The sequence below is a fragment of the Vibrio algivorus genome (assembly GCF_030161215.1).
Lineage (GTDB): Bacteria > Pseudomonadota > Gammaproteobacteria > Enterobacterales > Vibrionaceae > Vibrio > Vibrio algivorus.
On the sequence record NZ_BSPV01000010.1, the window covers coordinates 176,471 to 191,342 of the forward strand.

Annotated in this window: 14 protein-coding genes and 1 other annotated feature; of the genes, 5 read left to right on the plus strand and 9 right to left on the minus strand. The window is 41.4% G+C overall.

All coding sequences use genetic code 11. From position 1 onward, the window contains the following. Positions 1-4: 4 nt before the first annotated feature. On the plus strand, positions 5-343 hold the full coding sequence (gene trpR / locus QQJ93_RS15730) for a trp operon repressor (protein WP_089124787.1): 339 nt from the start codon (positions 5-7) through the stop codon (positions 341-343). 13 nt (positions 344-356) lie between these two features. Here trpR and yjjX read toward each other — a convergent pair whose 3' ends face one another. From yjjX to QQJ93_RS15750, 4 genes are all read right to left on the minus strand, one after another. Continuing rightward, positions 357-902, minus strand: coding sequence for an inosine/xanthosine triphosphatase (yjjX, locus tag QQJ93_RS15735; RefSeq protein ID WP_089124786.1), 546 nt, complete (start codon positions 900-902; stop codon positions 357-359). Continuing rightward, positions 902-2,122 carry a prephenate dehydratase gene (gene pheA, locus QQJ93_RS15740; RefSeq protein ID WP_089124785.1) on the minus strand — a complete coding sequence of 407 codons (1,221 nt, stop codon included), beginning with the start codon at positions 2,120-2,122 and terminating at the stop codon, positions 902-904. Before pheA ends, yjjX begins: the two co-directional genes overlap by 1 nt. 10 nt (positions 2,123-2,132) lie before the next feature. After that, positions 2,133-2,254, minus strand: a sequence feature (Phe leader region). A gap of 110 nt (positions 2,255-2,364) precedes the next feature. Next, entirely contained in the window at positions 2,365-2,703 is a 339-nt protein-coding gene (gene hpf / locus QQJ93_RS15745) for a ribosome hibernation-promoting factor, HPF/YfiA family (RefSeq protein ID WP_089124784.1), read from the minus strand. 380 nt (positions 2,704-3,083) lie between these two features. Beyond that, a complete protein-coding gene (locus QQJ93_RS15750; RefSeq protein ID WP_089124783.1) occupies positions 3,084-3,812 on the minus strand; it encodes an outer membrane protein assembly factor BamD in 729 nt (242 codons plus the stop codon). Between the two features lie 160 nt (positions 3,813-3,972). On the opposite strand from QQJ93_RS15750, the gene rluD reads away from it, so the two are divergent. The 3 genes from rluD to clpB all read left to right on the plus strand — a co-directional run bounded on the left by rluD (position 3,973) and on the right by clpB (position 8,353). Next, positions 3,973-4,944 carry a 23S rRNA pseudouridine(1911/1915/1917) synthase RluD gene (rluD, locus tag QQJ93_RS15755; protein WP_089124782.1) on the plus strand — a complete coding sequence of 324 codons (972 nt, stop codon included), beginning with the start codon at positions 3,973-3,975 and terminating at the stop codon, positions 4,942-4,944. A 6-nt stretch (positions 4,945-4,950) separates the two neighbouring features. Then, positions 4,951-5,688, plus strand: a complete 738-nt coding sequence (pgeF, locus tag QQJ93_RS15760; RefSeq protein WP_089124781.1) for a peptidoglycan editing factor PgeF — start codon at positions 4,951-4,953, stop codon at positions 5,686-5,688. Between the two features lie 88 nt (positions 5,689-5,776). Next, complete coding sequence (gene clpB / locus QQJ93_RS15765) at positions 5,777-8,353, plus strand: ATP-dependent chaperone ClpB (protein ID WP_089124780.1); 2,577 nt, start codon at positions 5,777-5,779, stop codon at positions 8,351-8,353. A gap of 64 nt (positions 8,354-8,417) precedes the next feature. On the opposite strand, the gene QQJ93_RS15770 is transcribed toward clpB, so the two are convergent. The 5 genes from QQJ93_RS15770 to QQJ93_RS15790 all read right to left on the minus strand — a co-directional run bounded on the left by QQJ93_RS15770 (position 8,418) and on the right by QQJ93_RS15790 (position 12,645). Further along, a complete protein-coding gene (locus QQJ93_RS15770) occupies positions 8,418-9,407 on the minus strand; it encodes an isopenicillin N synthase family dioxygenase (protein ID WP_089124779.1) in 990 nt (329 codons plus the stop codon). Between the two features lie 103 nt (positions 9,408-9,510). Beyond that, positions 9,511-9,984 carry a nucleoside deaminase gene (locus tag QQJ93_RS15775; RefSeq protein ID WP_089124778.1) on the minus strand — a complete coding sequence of 158 codons (474 nt, stop codon included), beginning with the start codon at positions 9,982-9,984 and terminating at the stop codon, positions 9,511-9,513. An 11-nt stretch (positions 9,985-9,995) separates the two neighbouring features. After that, complete coding sequence (locus QQJ93_RS15780) at positions 9,996-10,769, minus strand: ABC transporter permease (RefSeq protein WP_089124777.1); 774 nt, start codon at positions 10,767-10,769, stop codon at positions 9,996-9,998. Between the two features lie 56 nt (positions 10,770-10,825). Next, positions 10,826-11,641, minus strand: a complete 816-nt coding sequence (locus QQJ93_RS15785; protein WP_089124776.1) for an ABC transporter ATP-binding protein — start codon at positions 11,639-11,641, stop codon at positions 10,826-10,828. After that, the gene (locus tag QQJ93_RS15790) at positions 11,638-12,645 is read right to left on the minus strand and encodes an ABC transporter substrate-binding protein (RefSeq protein ID WP_089124775.1); all 1,008 of its coding nucleotides are present in this window, start codon (positions 12,643-12,645) and stop codon (positions 11,638-11,640) included. The genes QQJ93_RS15785 and QQJ93_RS15790 overlap by 4 nt, the downstream gene beginning before the upstream one ends. A 485-nt stretch (positions 12,646-13,130) precedes the next feature. Between QQJ93_RS15790 and QQJ93_RS15795 the strand changes: the two genes are divergently transcribed. Further along, on the plus strand, positions 13,131-14,483 hold the full coding sequence (locus QQJ93_RS15795; RefSeq protein ID WP_089124774.1) for an amidohydrolase family protein: 1,353 nt from the start codon (positions 13,131-13,133) through the stop codon (positions 14,481-14,483). Positions 14,484-14,872: the final 389 nt, after the last annotated feature.

The following is a 14,872-nucleotide window of genomic DNA, read 5'->3' on the forward strand; positions in this document are numbered from 1 at the left end:
TCTGATGGATAAATCAAAGCAGCAAATCCATAATGATGAAGTGGAACCTGAATTTACTAATTGGCAAGATGTATTGACGCTATTTGGGCATTCATGTCAGCAAGAGCAGTTGGATTTTTTACTGTCGATGTTATTGACCTATGATGAGCGAGAAGCTTTATTGGCTCGTATGAATATCTTGCATGAGTTAATTAAAGGTGAGCATTCTCAGCGTCAAATTAGTCAAATGTTAGGGGTTGGTGTGGCGACAATTACTCGTGGTTCCTCTGAGCTGAAAAAGCTGCAGCCAGAACAAAAGCAGCAACTGCAAGCGATGTTGCAAGCTGCTGCGGATAAGGCTTAATTATCGAGATAGTTTAAAGAGGGAAGTGTTCGGCATTTAAAAATGGAATTAATGCCAACACTAACGCTTGATGATAAACCGAACTTCTAGTCAATTGGTGGTGTGTTAGCAAGCCTATCGCACCACCTTTTTGTTTGATGTTGTCGGTCATAAAAACTTCATCCATGACATGACCAAGCTCTTTACCTTGTTTGACTTTCTCAAGCACAATTGGTGGTAGCATTAAGCAAGCCGAGCGTGATTCACCGCGTTGTACCTTTCCTACTCTAGGGTTACTCTCGATAATCATCCAAGCGTAAGTAAAGGATTCTGCAATGCCAGCTTCTAACCCAACATAAAAATCGCCATCAGAGATTGCTGTTTGAGCATTGTGCACTCGGTTTAGCGCACCTTGTTTAGTTTCCACATCATTCATTGGTTGATCTGGCACTTCACTGGCTACCGACACCCCTTCAAATAGAAATCTAGTCTCAGGAAAACTGGCAGTAAAAGCACTTTCTACTGCTTTTATCTTAGCTGGATTTAACGAGGCAACCACCACCTTTTTACTACTTTTCATTATCCTTCCAACTTAACTTGAGTAGGCTTGATGTTTTCGATTGGATAACAACCTAGTACTTTTAGGTGGCGAGTGATTTTAGTTAATTCACTGATCGATTGTTGCATTTCGACTGAATCTAAATGTGCCTCTAAGTCGACATAAAACATTTCTTCCCAAGGGTTCCCCATAATTGGGCGTGACTCTAGTTTGGTCATATTGATGCCGTAACGCTGCAGTACCAATAAGGTTTGTACTAACGAGCCAGCTTCTTGGGAGGTTGACATGATCAATGTGGTTTTCGCTGGGATTTGAGTCGATACCTCAACTGGTTTGCGAGCCACGATAATAAAGCGTGTATGATTTTCGGTTTGATTGGCAATGTTTTCTTTTACTACTTGTAAGCCATAAAGTTTACCTGTCGTTGAGTTACCAATTGCTGCGACATCTGTGCGGTTAAGTTCTTTAACTTTTTGCATCGCATCAGCGGTACTAACACACGATTCTAATGAAACATCATCTAAGCGACTTAAAAACTCACTGCATTGTTGGTGTGGCTGAGGGTGAGAATAAAGCGTTTTGATATCTTCGAGACGGATCTCTTGTGGCGCTAATAAACAATGTTCAATTGGCAAAGTCATCTCACCAACAATGTATAAGGTTGTGTGTTGTAACAGATCATACACTTCATTGATGGAACCTGAGCTGGTGTTTTCAATTGGCAGAACACCGAAATCTGCATGTCCAGACTCAACCGTTGAAGTCACTTCTTTAAAGTGTTTACAATTAAGCTCAATTAGTTCGGTGTTTTTACGGCTGAAATACTCAAGACTAGCAAGGTGTGAGTAAGATCCTTTAGAACCTAAGAAGGCCACGCGAGCTAACGGTTTACGGCTTTCTTGTGGATTAACTAGGTTTTGCAAGTAGGCTTGCTGCAGTAGCACGGAATCTTCAATAATGGTGTGAAAAATCTTAGTGATATAAGGCGCATCGAGTTGATATTTGTCTTTACCATTATTGATAAGTTTGACTAATAATTCTTGTTCACGTTGCGCGTCACGAACAGGCTTAGCAGTTTCAACTTTGCTTTTGGCAACATCTAGGCTTAATGCTCGGCGCTCTGATAAGATCTTTAGCAGTTGATCATCAAGTTCATTTAAGCGAAGTCGAATCGTCTCTAAAGGTCGGTTAAGTTGAGAATTACTGGTACTCAGTGAAGAAGAATTGTGCTGCTTGGTCATGTGTATTTCCTATAAAAAAGCCCCCCAGAGTGGGAGGCTTTCTGTCCGTTTTTGGCTTATTTTTAAAACGACATCTAGCCCCATCTATTAGGATGGAAAAAAGAAGCCAAAAAAGAACAGAGTAGATGAATGCATAGTATTAATTTCCTTGGGTGAAACAGTACCATAAGCAAGCACAAGGAAAGCGTCAAGCAAAAAAATGGCGCTCAATTGAGCGCCATAATATTTGCATCGTTTTTATTTTAAATTTCTTCGAGCTCTTCTTCTAATTCTGGTTTTTCGGCCTGAGCGCGTTTGGCTTCAGGTTTATGGCTGAGCTTATTAAGTTGTCGTTCGAGTTTTTGCTCTACCTCATTAATCGCTTTGTATAAATCTTCATTGGATGCGGACGCAACCAGTTGTCCTTTTGGCACACTAATTGTGGCTTCAATTTTCTGTTGTTTACCAGGCTCTGTACTGATGGTGGCGTGGCAACCAATCAGATCAATTTGCCATTTTTCTAGTTTTTTAAACTTAGCCTCAATATGCTCACGGATGGAAGAGGTCACTTCAATATTCTTACCAGTAATGTTTAGTTTCATAGGCTATTTATCCTCTTGTCCTTGATTCGTTAACTTCAGATTACTGTTTTGTGCTGAAATAAATGTGATCAAGATCAGGTTTTATAATGGATTTATGACTTGATGAAGTAAATGTGATCGTAGACAAAAGCTGGTGATATTAGAGGTTAAAAAGGCTTGTTATTTGTCTGGATTTAAGTAGATTGAATGGAATGGCTACTAGAGATTCACGTTTTTAGGGACGTTGTTTGAGCCTGAAATTAGGGCGCTTATTTTATCTACAAATCTTTTCCGTATTGCTGCTGTATAAACTCTCATTTCTCACTTTTTTAAAAACAAAAAAAGCAACCGAAGCTGCTTTTTTCGTCGTTTCTCTATTTGATTACGCTTTCAGTATTCGACTACTTCTTTTTGTTAAGCTCGATAAGTTGTTCGGTGCGTTTAACCGCATCATCTAATCCAAGTTCTTTATATGCTTCTAGTTGGATCTTTAATGAATCTCGTGCTGCGATGGTATCCGGGTAGGTTTTTTGGATTTCTTGACAGCGGTTGATCGCTGCAACCCAAGCTTCGCGGCGTAAATAAAAATCGGCAGAGGATAGATCATATTCCGCTAAACGGTTTTTTAATGAATTTAAACGAGCACGTGAATCTGCTGCGTATAGGCTATCAGGGTAACGCTCTAATAAACGTTTGAAGTCAATAAAGGCCGCTTTTACTGGCTCAGGATCTCTATCGTGACGATCCATGTTAAATAGCGAGTGCATAAAGTTTGAATCTTGCGCCATGTGGGTTAGGCCACGCATATATAATACCCAGTCAGAGCGTTCATGAGTCGGGTTTAAACGGGTAAATCGCTCAATCGTAGCTAAAGTTAACGGGTAGTCACCGTTTTTGTAGTAGGCGAAAATTAAATCCAACTGTACTTGATCTGAATACGGACCAAATGGGTAGCGAGAATCTAATGCTTCTAACTTTTTAATTGATTCAGCCCAACTGCCAGCTTGAAGTTCTTGCTGAGCTTGGGTGTAAAGATCCGATGGCGGAATGTCTGGTACTGCGTCTTTGTTGTCAGCACAGCCAGCAAGAAAGAGTAGGGAAATAAGTCCCAAAAGGTATTGGTGTTTCATCGTGAGGAGAAAATTCCTTGAATTAAATTTATCGCGTCCGTTACTTCTTACAACTTAACAGATACAATGGTGAATAACACTATTTTACCAATAACGGTGAATAGCCCTATTTTATCCATATTAATGGATATTAGTCTCATGGTTTTTTAAAAAGTTCGATATGGCTCAGCAGATAACACGCACCGATACAGTTAAAGATTCTCAATTAGGCCAACGTTTAGATCAAGCGATTGCCGAATTATTTTCAGAATTCTCACGTTCACGTTTAAAAGAATGGTTGCTTGAAGGCAAGGTTCAAGTGAATGGTGAAGTCATCACTAAACCTCGTATCCGTGTGATGGGTGGGGAAGCGATTACTTTGTTAGCCGAACTTGAAGATGAAGAACGTTGGGAAGCACAAGATATTCCTCTCGATATCGTTTATGAAGACGATCATTTATTAGTGATTAATAAGCCAAGAGATTTTGTTGTTCATCCTGGTGCCGGTACGCCAGATGGCACCGTGCTTAATGCGCTTTTACATCATTATCCTGCGATTGCCGAAGTACCTCGCGCTGGTATTGTGCACCGTTTGGATAAAGATACTACTGGTTTGATGGTGGTAGCGAAAACGGTTCAAACACAAACTCGTTTAGTTCGTGCTTTGCAAAAACGTAGGATCACTCGTGAATATGAAGCGATTATACTTGGCAATATGACTGCTGGTGGCATGGTTGAAAAACCTATTGGTCGCCACTCAACCAAGCGTACCTTAATGGCGGTAAATGAATTAGGTAAGCCTGCGGTGACTCATTATCGTGTGGCAGAGCATTTCCGTGTTCATACGCGTATTCGTTTACGTCTTGAAACTGGTCGTACTCACCAAATTCGTGTGCACATGTCTTATATTCAACACCCATTATTAGGTGATGTAGCTTATGGTGGTCGAGCACGTATACCTAAAGGGGCTTCGAAAGAGCTGACTGATATGATTCGTAGCTTTGATCGTCAAGCGCTACATGCGGTCATGCTGAAGTTTGTTCACCCTGCAACGGGCGAAGAAATGAAGTTTCATGCGCCGATTCCACATGACATGGTGGTGATGACTGAAGCATTGCGCCAAGATGCGAAAGAAAACTTCGAAGAGGAATAAGGTGAGATGAATAATATTGTTCTACCAAATTGGCCTGCGCCTAAAAACGTAAAAGCGTTTGGCTCTACTCGTTTGGGAGGAGCATCAACTGGTGTTTATCAAGGGTTAAATCTTGGTATGCACGTCAATGATGATAACAATATTGTTCAAGCCAATCGTGATGAAATCGTGCAGTTGCATAATATGCCGACCTCACCGGTTTGGTTAAATCAAACACATTCGACCAAAGTGGTTGAACTATTAAAGCCAACACAACAAGTGTTAGATGCGGATGGTTCAATCACTAGTCACAATAAAATTGTGTGTGCTGTGATGACGGCTGATTGCTTACCTGTTCTATTAACCAATACTGATGGCACTCAAGTTGCAGCAGTTCATGCAGGTTGGCGTGGGCTTGCTGATGGTATTTTAGAAAATGCCGTGCAGCAGTTTACTAAGCCGAGCCAAGTGATGGCTTGGTTAGGTCCGGCAATTGGACCTAGTGCATTTGAAGTTGGGGAAGATGTATATCAAACTTTCACCTTGCACGATAGCCATGCCCAAGATGCTTTCATTCAGCATCCATCTCATTCCAACAAGTGGTTGGCTGATATGTCGACTTTGGCAACTCAGCGATTAAACCAAGCCGGAGTAGAGCAAGTATTTGCCAGCCAACGTTGCACTTTCTCTGAGCCAGAAAACTTCTATTCTTATCGCCGTGATGGCGTGACAGGCAGACAAGCGACCTTTATTTGGATTGAGTAATTCATATTTGCTACTTGAAAAGATCCCCCCTCGCATCCATTTATAAGCCAGAACTAATGTATCTCTTTAATTAGAGTGGAGGCTTATTATGCGTTTCGATAAATTTACCAGTAAATTTCAGCTTGCCATTTCTGATGCGCAATCTCTTGCGCTAGGCCGTGATCATCAATTCATCGAGCCTGTGCATCTGATGCAAGCATTGCTAAATCAAGATGGCAGCACCATTCGCCCAATTTTTACCATGCTAGGGGTTGATACCACTCAATTGCGTTCAAAAGTGGCACAAGAACTAGATAAATTACCGAAAGTCACTGGCATTGGTGGCGATGTTCAAGCATCGAAAAGCCTAGGTAACTTACTGAATATTTGTGACAAAATCGCGCAGCAACGTAAAGATGCTTATATTTCATCTGAATTATTTTTGCTTGCCGCAGTAGAAGACAATGGTCCGCTTGGCAAATTGTTTAAAGAGCTTGGCCTGACCAAAGCCAATGTGACCAAAGCGATTGATGAAATTCGTGGTGGTCAAAGCGTGGACGATCCTAATGCGGAAGAAAAACGTCAAGCATTGGAAAAGTACACCATTGATCTTACAGAGCGTGCAGAGCAAGGTAAACTCGATCCTGTGATTGGCCGTGATGATGAAATTCGTCGCACCATTCAGGTCTTGCAACGTCGAACCAAAAATAACCCAGTGTTAATTGGCCAACCGGGGGTGGGTAAAACTGCGATCGTGGAAGGCTTGGCACTGCGTATTGTGAATAACGAAGTACCGGAAGGCTTACGTAATCGTCGCGTACTTTCATTGGATATGGGCGCATTGATTGCTGGTGCGAAATATCGTGGTGAATTTGAAGAACGCCTAAAAGCGGTATTGAATGAACTGGCTCAAGAAGATGGCAACGTAATTTTGTTCATCGATGAATTGCACACCATGGTTGGAGCAGGTAAAGGCGAAGGCTCAATGGATGCCGGTAATATGCTGAAGCCTGCTTTGGCTCGTGGTGAGCTTCACTGTGTTGGTGCGACTACCTTGGATGAATATCGCCAATATGTCGAAAAAGATCCCGCTCTAGAGCGCCGGTTCCAAAAAGTGTTAGTGGATGAACCAACGGTTGAAGATACCATTGCGATTTTACGTGGTTTGAAAGAGCGTTATGAATTGCATCACCATGTTGAGATTACCGATCCAGCGATTGTAGCGGCAGCAAGTTTATCTAACCGTTATGTATCGGATCGTCAATTACCAGATAAAGCGATCGATTTGATTGACGAAGCGGCATCGAGCATTCGTATCCAAATGGACTCTAAACCGGAATCTATGGATCGTTTAGATCGCCGTATTATTCAATTAAAAATCGAGCAGCAAGCTCTGTTAAATGAAAGTGATGCGGCAAGTACTAAGCGTCTTGCGATTCTGAATCAAGAATTGGAAGAAAAAGAACGTGAATACTCAGAACTAGAAGAAGTGTGGAAAACCGAAAAAGCCTCACTTTCTGGTACTCAGCATATTAAAGGTGAGCTAGAACAGGCTCGACTAGATATGGATGTTGCTCGCCGTGCTGGTGACTTACAACGAATGTCTGAGTTGCAATATGGCAAGATTCCAGAGCTAGAAAAGCAATTGGATAATGCTTCACAAGCCGAGAATATTGAGCTGACATTGCTTAAAAATCGAGTGACCGATGCTGAGATAGCTGAAGTGTTATCGCGTCAAACAGGTATTCCAGTATCGAAAATGCTTGAAGCTGAGAAAGCCAAACTACTTTCTATGGAAACAGTGTTACACGAACGTGTCATAGGCCAGAAAGAGGCGGTTGATGTAGTGTCGAATGCGATTCGCCGTAGTCGTGCTGGGTTATCTGATCCGAATAAACCGATAGGTTCTTTCTTATTTTTAGGGCCAACTGGTGTAGGTAAAACCGAGCTATGCAAAACCTTAGCGAACTTTATGTTTGATAGTGAAGATGCCATGGTTCGGATTGATATGTCGGAGTTTATGGAGAAGCACTCGGTGTCTCGTTTAGTCGGCGCCCCTCCAGGCTATGTTGGTTACGAAGAAGGTGGCTACTTAACAGAAGCGGTTCGCCGTAAACCTTACTCGGTGATTTTACTTGATGAGGTAGAAAAAGCACATCCAGATGTATTTAATATTTTACTGCAAGTGTTAGATGATGGACGTTTGACCGATGGACAAGGCCGGACGGTTGATTTTAAAAATACTGTGGTGATCATGACATCTAACCTAGGCTCTGATCGTATTCAAGAAAAGGCGGCAACGTCAGATTATGAATCGATGAAAGCCGAAGTGATGGAGATCGTGAGCCAACACTTTAGACCTGAATTCTTAAACCGAGTGGATGAAAGTGTGGTTTTCCATCCATTAGGACAAGAGCAAATTAAGTCAATTGCTTCGATTCAACTTGATCGCCTACGTCAACGCATGGCTGAAAAAGAATATGAATTGGAGGTGAATGAAGACTTGTTGTCCTTGGTAGCTGCTGTCGGCTTTGATCCGGTTTATGGTGCTCGCCCACTGAAAAGAGCAATTCAACAAATGGTTGAAAACCCATTGGCTCGCTCCATTTTGTCAGGGGAATTAATTCCAGGGAAGAAAGTACATCTAACGGTTAAAAATGATGAGATCGTCGCTCATCAGTCTTAATTAAATCGTCAATGAATCAAAGGGAGCAATTATCTGCTCCCTTTTTTATTTCTTATGATTCCGTTTATTTCGCAAAGTTGGCATTAATTCTCATGTTTAAGTATTCCTCAGCAGTCATTGCCTGATATTTTTTCTCAAGCCCTTGAATTACTATGTCTTTATTTGCCTGACAGAAAAATGCCATACTATAACGTGAGTCTTGGTTTTCTTCAGGGTAGGGCATACGAACGCGATGTAATGTCGATTTCAATTTGTCATCACTCCAACGCATTAACATATCGCCAATATTACAAGTGATCACGCCAGCTTGTGGTTCTACATTGCTCCAGACTTGTTGATGCTGAGAATCTTTTCCAGCGGCAACTTGTAATCCGCCTTGATTAGGTTGTTGGAATACCATGGTTAAACAATCAAAATCGGTATGAGCACCTGCGCGCCAATGTTCTTCGCCTTGTGGTAGTTGCGCCATTGGTAGGTAGTGAAGCAACCTTAATGTACTTTGGTACTGCTCTGTACTGGGTTGGTGGGCTTGAGTGAAAAAGTCGCGTTCAAATCCAAGTTTATCGGCAAAGCAAGATAAAATATTCATACCGAGTTGCCAGGCTTGCGATTCAAAATTAAGCATATCTTGCTGGAAATCGACGAGAGGTGCTTGATTTGGCCATATTCCCTCCATGTGAGGACGTGTGATTTGATAGGATTCTTTCTGATCGGCAGTACCTGTTGAGGGGCGAACCTGTTGTTTGAACTCCCAACCTGCATTTTTCCCAGATTTTAGGCTTAATAACTGTTTTTGTTCTTGAGGAAGAGAGAACAAGTGTTCGGTAAGTTGGAAAGAGTGTTCAATATCATTTAAAGCAATCGAGTGATTTTTAATTTGAAAAAAGCCTACTTGAGTGGCTGCTTGCCATAATGCTTCGGTGATCTCTGCTCGACGAGATTCAAATTGGCTCATATCAATGACAGGAATATTGCTGTGTACTGCATCAATACCTTTGCCACCGATAGTCGTTTCAAATTGCAGTTCATCCAGTGCGTAATCTGTAGTTATCATATTATTTCTCCAATAGTTAAGCGTAGGCTTAGTGATTGGAGCAATGCCCAGCAATGGTTACCCATTACAGACCGCTTCTACTCCTATTTCTATTTTTTATCGTTTACCAAACACCGTCATGTATTTGCGCTGCTTGATCTTCCATCAGTGGGCCAATGATTTCCATCGGTCGTTGGCCCGCTGAAAAAACCGTGCGACAAGGTAAATCTAATGTCGGATTTTCAGGGTGATTACCGGTGATTTGTTTTAGCCGATGTTCACTCAATCCATAGACGACTCGCCCCACTCCAGCCCAATAAATCGCCCCGGCACACATGGCGCAAGGCTCTGCTGAAATATATAAGGTGCAGTCTTTCAAATAATTAGGGCGATACTTTTGGCTTGCTTCTGTCATGATTAATCGCTCAGCATGGCCTGTCATATCTTTATTAGGTAAGTAGCCATTGATTTGTTCAAGCAGCACTTCGCCTTGAGAGTTGACTAAAATGGCCGCAAAAGGATGAATGCCTTGTTGTTTGGCTTTTTCCGCTAAATTGAGACTTTGCTGTAAGTATTTTTTGTCTTGTTCTGGTGTCATGTGATTACTCCTTAATGGCTTTTATCTTGAGGTAAACTCCAAGCGAAGAAACCTTTTTGGATCCAATGAGCGGATTTAAATAGCAGCATACTTACCGCTGATAGAAAGACTAGGGCAGCAAAAGCTTGCGGGATCTTGAAGTATGATGTTGAGAATTGAACAAAGTAGCCTAGGCCTTTTTCCGCGGCGACAAATTCTGAAATAACTGCGCCAATTACTGACAGTGTAATTGCTACTTTGACACCACTAAAAATATGGGGAATGGCATACGGCAGGCGGATTTGCCAAATGGTTTTTGCCCGCGACACGTTAAGTGATTTAGATAACTCTATTAATTCCGATGGGGTAGATAGCATACCGGTAGTCGCAGAAACTACTAATGGGAAAAAGGTAATTAGGCAGGTGATGGCTAAACGTGGTGCATCTCCTGTACCGAGAATCACAATGAGTAATGGTGCAATGGCAACCACTGGCGTTGATTGTACGATTACCAGTAATGGAAAAATTGCTTTAGTTAAAAACTTAGAGCTGACCATTATTATTGCTAAAGGAATACTAACTAACAGTGATAAGCCAAAGCCTAATAATGCAATTCTTAATGTTGCCCATAGATTATCGAACCAGCGTTCGGCTGATACTTGCATAAAGGCTTCAGTGATTGCTGATGGTGCTGGCAGAATAAAGTTAGGGATCTCAAGTGTGCGGCAGAGGATTTCCCATATCGGCAGAATAGCTAGCATCGCCAGTAATGGTAGACTATTTTTATAAAGCTTTTTAATAGACATACTATTTCCTTATAGTGACGTCGTATGAACAAAGGGTATCGCTAGTTGGGTTTAAGTTAAGCGACAGTCCTTATTTGAGATATATTGTTTTCGTTTTTTTGCTGAGTTGAAGGAGGGGCATAAAAATGCGCTCTTATTTTTCCTGTGTATTCAGCAAATAAGCGATGTTGGATGGTCTCGAGTGTTCTGGGTCTCGGTAAGTCGATATTTATTTCTTCGACAACCGTACTTGGACGAGGGCCCATTACTAGTACTTTATCTGATAGTAATACCGCTTCAGATATCGAGTGAGTGATAAATAACACCGTTTTAGGTTTCTCATTCCACAGGCGTAGTAATTCAAACCCCATTTCTTCTCGGGTCAGTGCATCCAGCGCAGAAAATGGTTCATCCATAATTAAAATATCAGGATCAAGTAACAACGCTCGTGCAATGCCTACTCGTTGCTGCATACCACCTGAAAGCTGATCTGGCATGCTGTTATGAAAGTCTTTTAATCCCACTTTATTGATCAACTGCTTAGCAAAATCACGCTCTTTTTTTGTGATATGACTGAACTTATGTTTGAGTGGAAATAACACGTTGTCGAGTACATTCTTCCAGGGTAATAAGGTCGGCTTTTGAAAAACAATTCCGATGTCTTCTCGAGGTTCAGAGACTTGGCGACCAAAGATTTCGACTTGGCCTTCGGTGGATTGCATTAATCCTGAAAGTAATCTCAGCAAGGTGGATTTACCACAACCAGAAGGACCAACGATCGAAATAAATTGGTTCTTATCAACATCAAAATTGACGTTGCTTAATACTTTTATCGAGCCATTTTCACTGTGGTAGGTGTGGCCAACCTGTTTGAAAGAAACAAAAGGGTTCATGATTTACCTCCCGGCATAAAGTCACGAGAAATGGCGTTTTCAGGATCAAATGTATTAATGTCTAGTTGTTGAGCTTCGGCTGTCCACTTCCACGTTTCAGCTAGGCGATCAGGAGTAAATGCACCGATCCCATCTTTATTGCTGACTTCATTAATCACTAAGTCTTTAATCGACATAATGGTATCGGCAGCTTGCTGGGTATCAACTTCTGGCACCATTTTATGAACATCTTGTGCGCTTTGTTGCGGATACTTCCATGTATAGGCAACGGCTTTGGCATAGGCTTTGATAAAGCGTTTCGCAACATCAGGTTTTTCCGCTAGGAAACGATCACTAGCAATAAGCGAAGAAGAATAAAAATCTAATCCTGCATCATGCCAAGGTAGGATCTTCAACTTTTTTCCTACTGCTTCAGCTTGGCTTTGGTTTTTAACGGTATCGGTGACCCAAGAAATCATTACATCAGATTTGCCAGTGATCAGCATTGGGTTCAATGCACCGGGATCAGCTTTAGTAACTTTCACCGTGCTTTCATCAACATGGTTTTTACGCAGTAGCAAGGGTAAGAATACGTTAGCGGAGGTGAAGGGCGAGGTGGCTATATTTCTATTTTCAACATCTTTGACAGAGTTAATGCCAGAGTCTTCTAATACATAAAAAGCATAAGGAGCTTTGCTGAAGACAGAATATACCGCTTTCACTGGCACATCATCATTGGCCTTAGCGACTAGTAACGATACTAAATCAGAAGAACCTATGTCAGCAGTGCCAGTGGCAACTTTGGTGATAGCGTCGGTTGAGCCTTTACCTTGTCGAATCGTGACATCAAGATCTTGTTCGGCAAAAAAGCCTTGTTGGACTGCAACATAAACCGGCGCTTTATCTCCTCCTGGTAACCAGTCGAGTTGGAAGTTGACTTTGTCTGCGGCTAAGACATTGATGCTGGTGGATAGTGCAGCAGTGGCGAGTGTTAAATGGATGCGTTGCTTAATAGAAAGTTTCATTTGGGGTCTCCTTTACTCAATATAATTCCATATTGGCCTTATGATGATTCATGCAGCACTTTGGCAATTTTTGGTAATGGTGAGCAATGTCCCGATGTTTTTCATCTAACCGCTTCTACTCACTGCTGTGGTTGTCACGCAGAGTAAATAGAGCAAACGGTATGCCAGTTTCATATAAAACATAGAAAATTGATTTATTATTAGAAATAACATTTATTTAACACATGACTTTTTGTTCTATTTCCTTTTTTAGAGGTAACTTGGGTGCAGTAGGTTGTGTTAAAAAAGTGCATAAAGTTAACTGTGCATTTATTTGGTGCAGAAATTCTGAAGTGGCCAATATAAAGCTATATAAAGAGGGCGATATTTTTGGCTTATTAATTGCTAACTAAGTATTAATATTATGTTAGATGAGTAGAAGCGGTTAGGTGCCTTGGTGCTGGGACATTGCTCATATCATGTCGAAAGATAGTGATGGAGTGACCATGAAATATTTAATTAAAAATGCAAAAGGGATAGTAACGGAACAATCGGCAACGGATATAAGGATAGAGGAGGGAATAATAACTGAAATTGGTTCTGACCTTCTGTTACAAAAAGGTGAGCAGTTGATTGATGCAAGCCAATGTGTAATCTATCCTGGTTTCGTCAATACTCATCACCATTTAGCTCAATCTATATTAAAAGGCGTTCCTGCTGGACTAAACCAACCACTGGGTGATTGGCTTGCTAGTGTGCCTTATCAATATTGGCCTAAGATTACACCGGAAATAATGTATAGCGCAGCATGCCTTGGATTTTATGATTTGATTCGTTCTGGTGTGACAACTTGTGCGGACCATCATTATCTGTATCACACGAATAGTTCACCTGAATTAGAAGCGGCGGTGTGGCAAGCTGCGGAAGATATGGGGATACGTTTGGTACTTTGCCGAGGTGGAGCGACAACAAAAGGAACACATAAAGGGCTCGCCAAAGCAGGAATTATCCCTGAATCTATTGAGCTAATGTTACGACGCCTGGATGATAGTTATAGCCTATATCATCAAAATACCGATATTCCTATGCGGCAGTTAGTCGTGGCTCCGACGAGTTTAATCCACTCTTCTCCAACTGAAGATTTAAAACAGCTATCGTCTTTTGCCCGCCAACGTAACTTAAGACTACACTCTCATTTATTAGAGGTGGAATTTGATCAGCAACAGTCATTAGCTAAGTATGGGAAAAGTGCCGTTGATTATGCTGCAGAATGCGAATGGCTCGGTAGTGACGTTTGGTTTGCACATTTAGTCCAAGCTAACGAGCAAGACATAAACATACTGTCTGAAACGAAAACTGGTATTTCACACTGTCCAACGTCTAATTGCCGGTTGGGTAGTGGAATCGCATCTATTATTGAAATGGAACAAGCTGGTATGAATATCAGCATTGGAGTTGATGGTTCGGCTTCTTCGGAATCGGGGTCTATGCTTCAGGAATTGAATCTAGCTTGGCTATTACATAGATCGACTCATGGTGCAACAAGTACGAGTCTAGAAAATGTTGTTAAGTGGGGAACTCAAAATGGAGCTTCTTTATTAGGTTTAAACAAAGTAGGTAAGATAGAAGTAGGCTTTGCTGCTGACATGGTACTTTATGATTTAAACCAAGTCCGTTACCAAGGGATTCACTCAACTTTATATGCGCCAATCTTATGTGGTGAACCTGCTTATATAAAACTCAGTATGATAAATGGCAATATAGTTTACCAAAATGAAAGCTGTTTAATTGATAGCGAAAGACTCATGGCTAATGCACAGTCTGCATTTCGTGATTTACTCGTTAGAGTGAATAGGTGAAATTACCTTATTACTCACTCTTCTGTGGAAAACCTGTGTGTTTGATTGGTGTAAATATGTATAAATAAGTGTTTGAATGCAAAGTGAGCATTTGGCGCTTATTTTAAATGTTTTTGATGAAAAGTGCTTGCCAAGATGAAACGGTTCTCTATAATGCGACCTCACTGACCCGGAGCACACAGCCTAACGGCAGCAACGAGTTAGAGGTCAAAACTTTCTCAAAAAGGTTTGCGAAAAAAGTTTTAAAAAAGTGTTTGACACTAACTTTTAAATCGCTAAAATGGCCGCCCTGTTCAACGAGACGCGCTAAGCGCTTTCAATAAGAACAACGCTCTTTAACAATTTAAACCTATCAATCTGTGTGGGCACTCGTTGATGATAATCAAAAA

Excerpts from the sequence above, each read along its gene's own strand:
- trpR (WP_089124787.1), top strand. The coding sequence starts at position 5 with ATGGATAAATCAAAGCAGCAAATCCATAATGATGAAGTGGAACCTGAA.
- yjjX (WP_089124786.1), bottom strand. The coding sequence starts at position 902 with ATGAAAAGTAGTAAAAAGGTGGTGGTTGCCTCGTTAAATCCAGCTAAG.
- pheA (WP_089124785.1), bottom strand. The coding sequence starts at position 2,122 with ATGACCAAGCAGCACAATTCTTCTTCACTGAGTACCAGTAATTCTCAA.
- hpf (WP_089124784.1), bottom strand. The coding sequence starts at position 2,703 with ATGAAACTAAACATTACTGGTAAGAATATTGAAGTGACCTCTTCCATC.
- QQJ93_RS15750 (WP_089124783.1), bottom strand. The coding sequence starts at position 3,812 with ATGAAACACCAATACCTTTTGGGACTTATTTCCCTACTCTTTCTTGCT.
- rluD (WP_089124782.1), top strand. The coding sequence starts at position 3,973 with ATGGCTCAGCAGATAACACGCACCGATACAGTTAAAGATTCTCAATTA.
- pgeF (WP_089124781.1), top strand. The coding sequence starts at position 4,951 with ATGAATAATATTGTTCTACCAAATTGGCCTGCGCCTAAAAACGTAAAA.
- clpB (WP_089124780.1), top strand. The coding sequence starts at position 5,777 with ATGCGTTTCGATAAATTTACCAGTAAATTTCAGCTTGCCATTTCTGAT.
- QQJ93_RS15770 (WP_089124779.1), bottom strand. The coding sequence starts at position 9,407 with ATGATAACTACAGATTACGCACTGGATGAACTGCAATTTGAAACGACT.
- QQJ93_RS15775 (WP_089124778.1), bottom strand. The coding sequence starts at position 9,984 with ATGACACCAGAACAAGACAAAAAATACTTACAGCAAAGTCTCAATTTA.
- QQJ93_RS15780 (WP_089124777.1), bottom strand. The coding sequence starts at position 10,769 with ATGTCTATTAAAAAGCTTTATAAAAATAGTCTACCATTACTGGCGATG.
- QQJ93_RS15785 (WP_089124776.1), bottom strand. The coding sequence starts at position 11,641 with ATGAACCCTTTTGTTTCTTTCAAACAGGTTGGCCACACCTACCACAGT.
- QQJ93_RS15790 (WP_089124775.1), bottom strand. The coding sequence starts at position 12,645 with ATGAAACTTTCTATTAAGCAACGCATCCATTTAACACTCGCCACTGCT.
- QQJ93_RS15795 (WP_089124774.1), top strand. The coding sequence starts at position 13,131 with ATGAAATATTTAATTAAAAATGCAAAAGGGATAGTAACGGAACAATCG.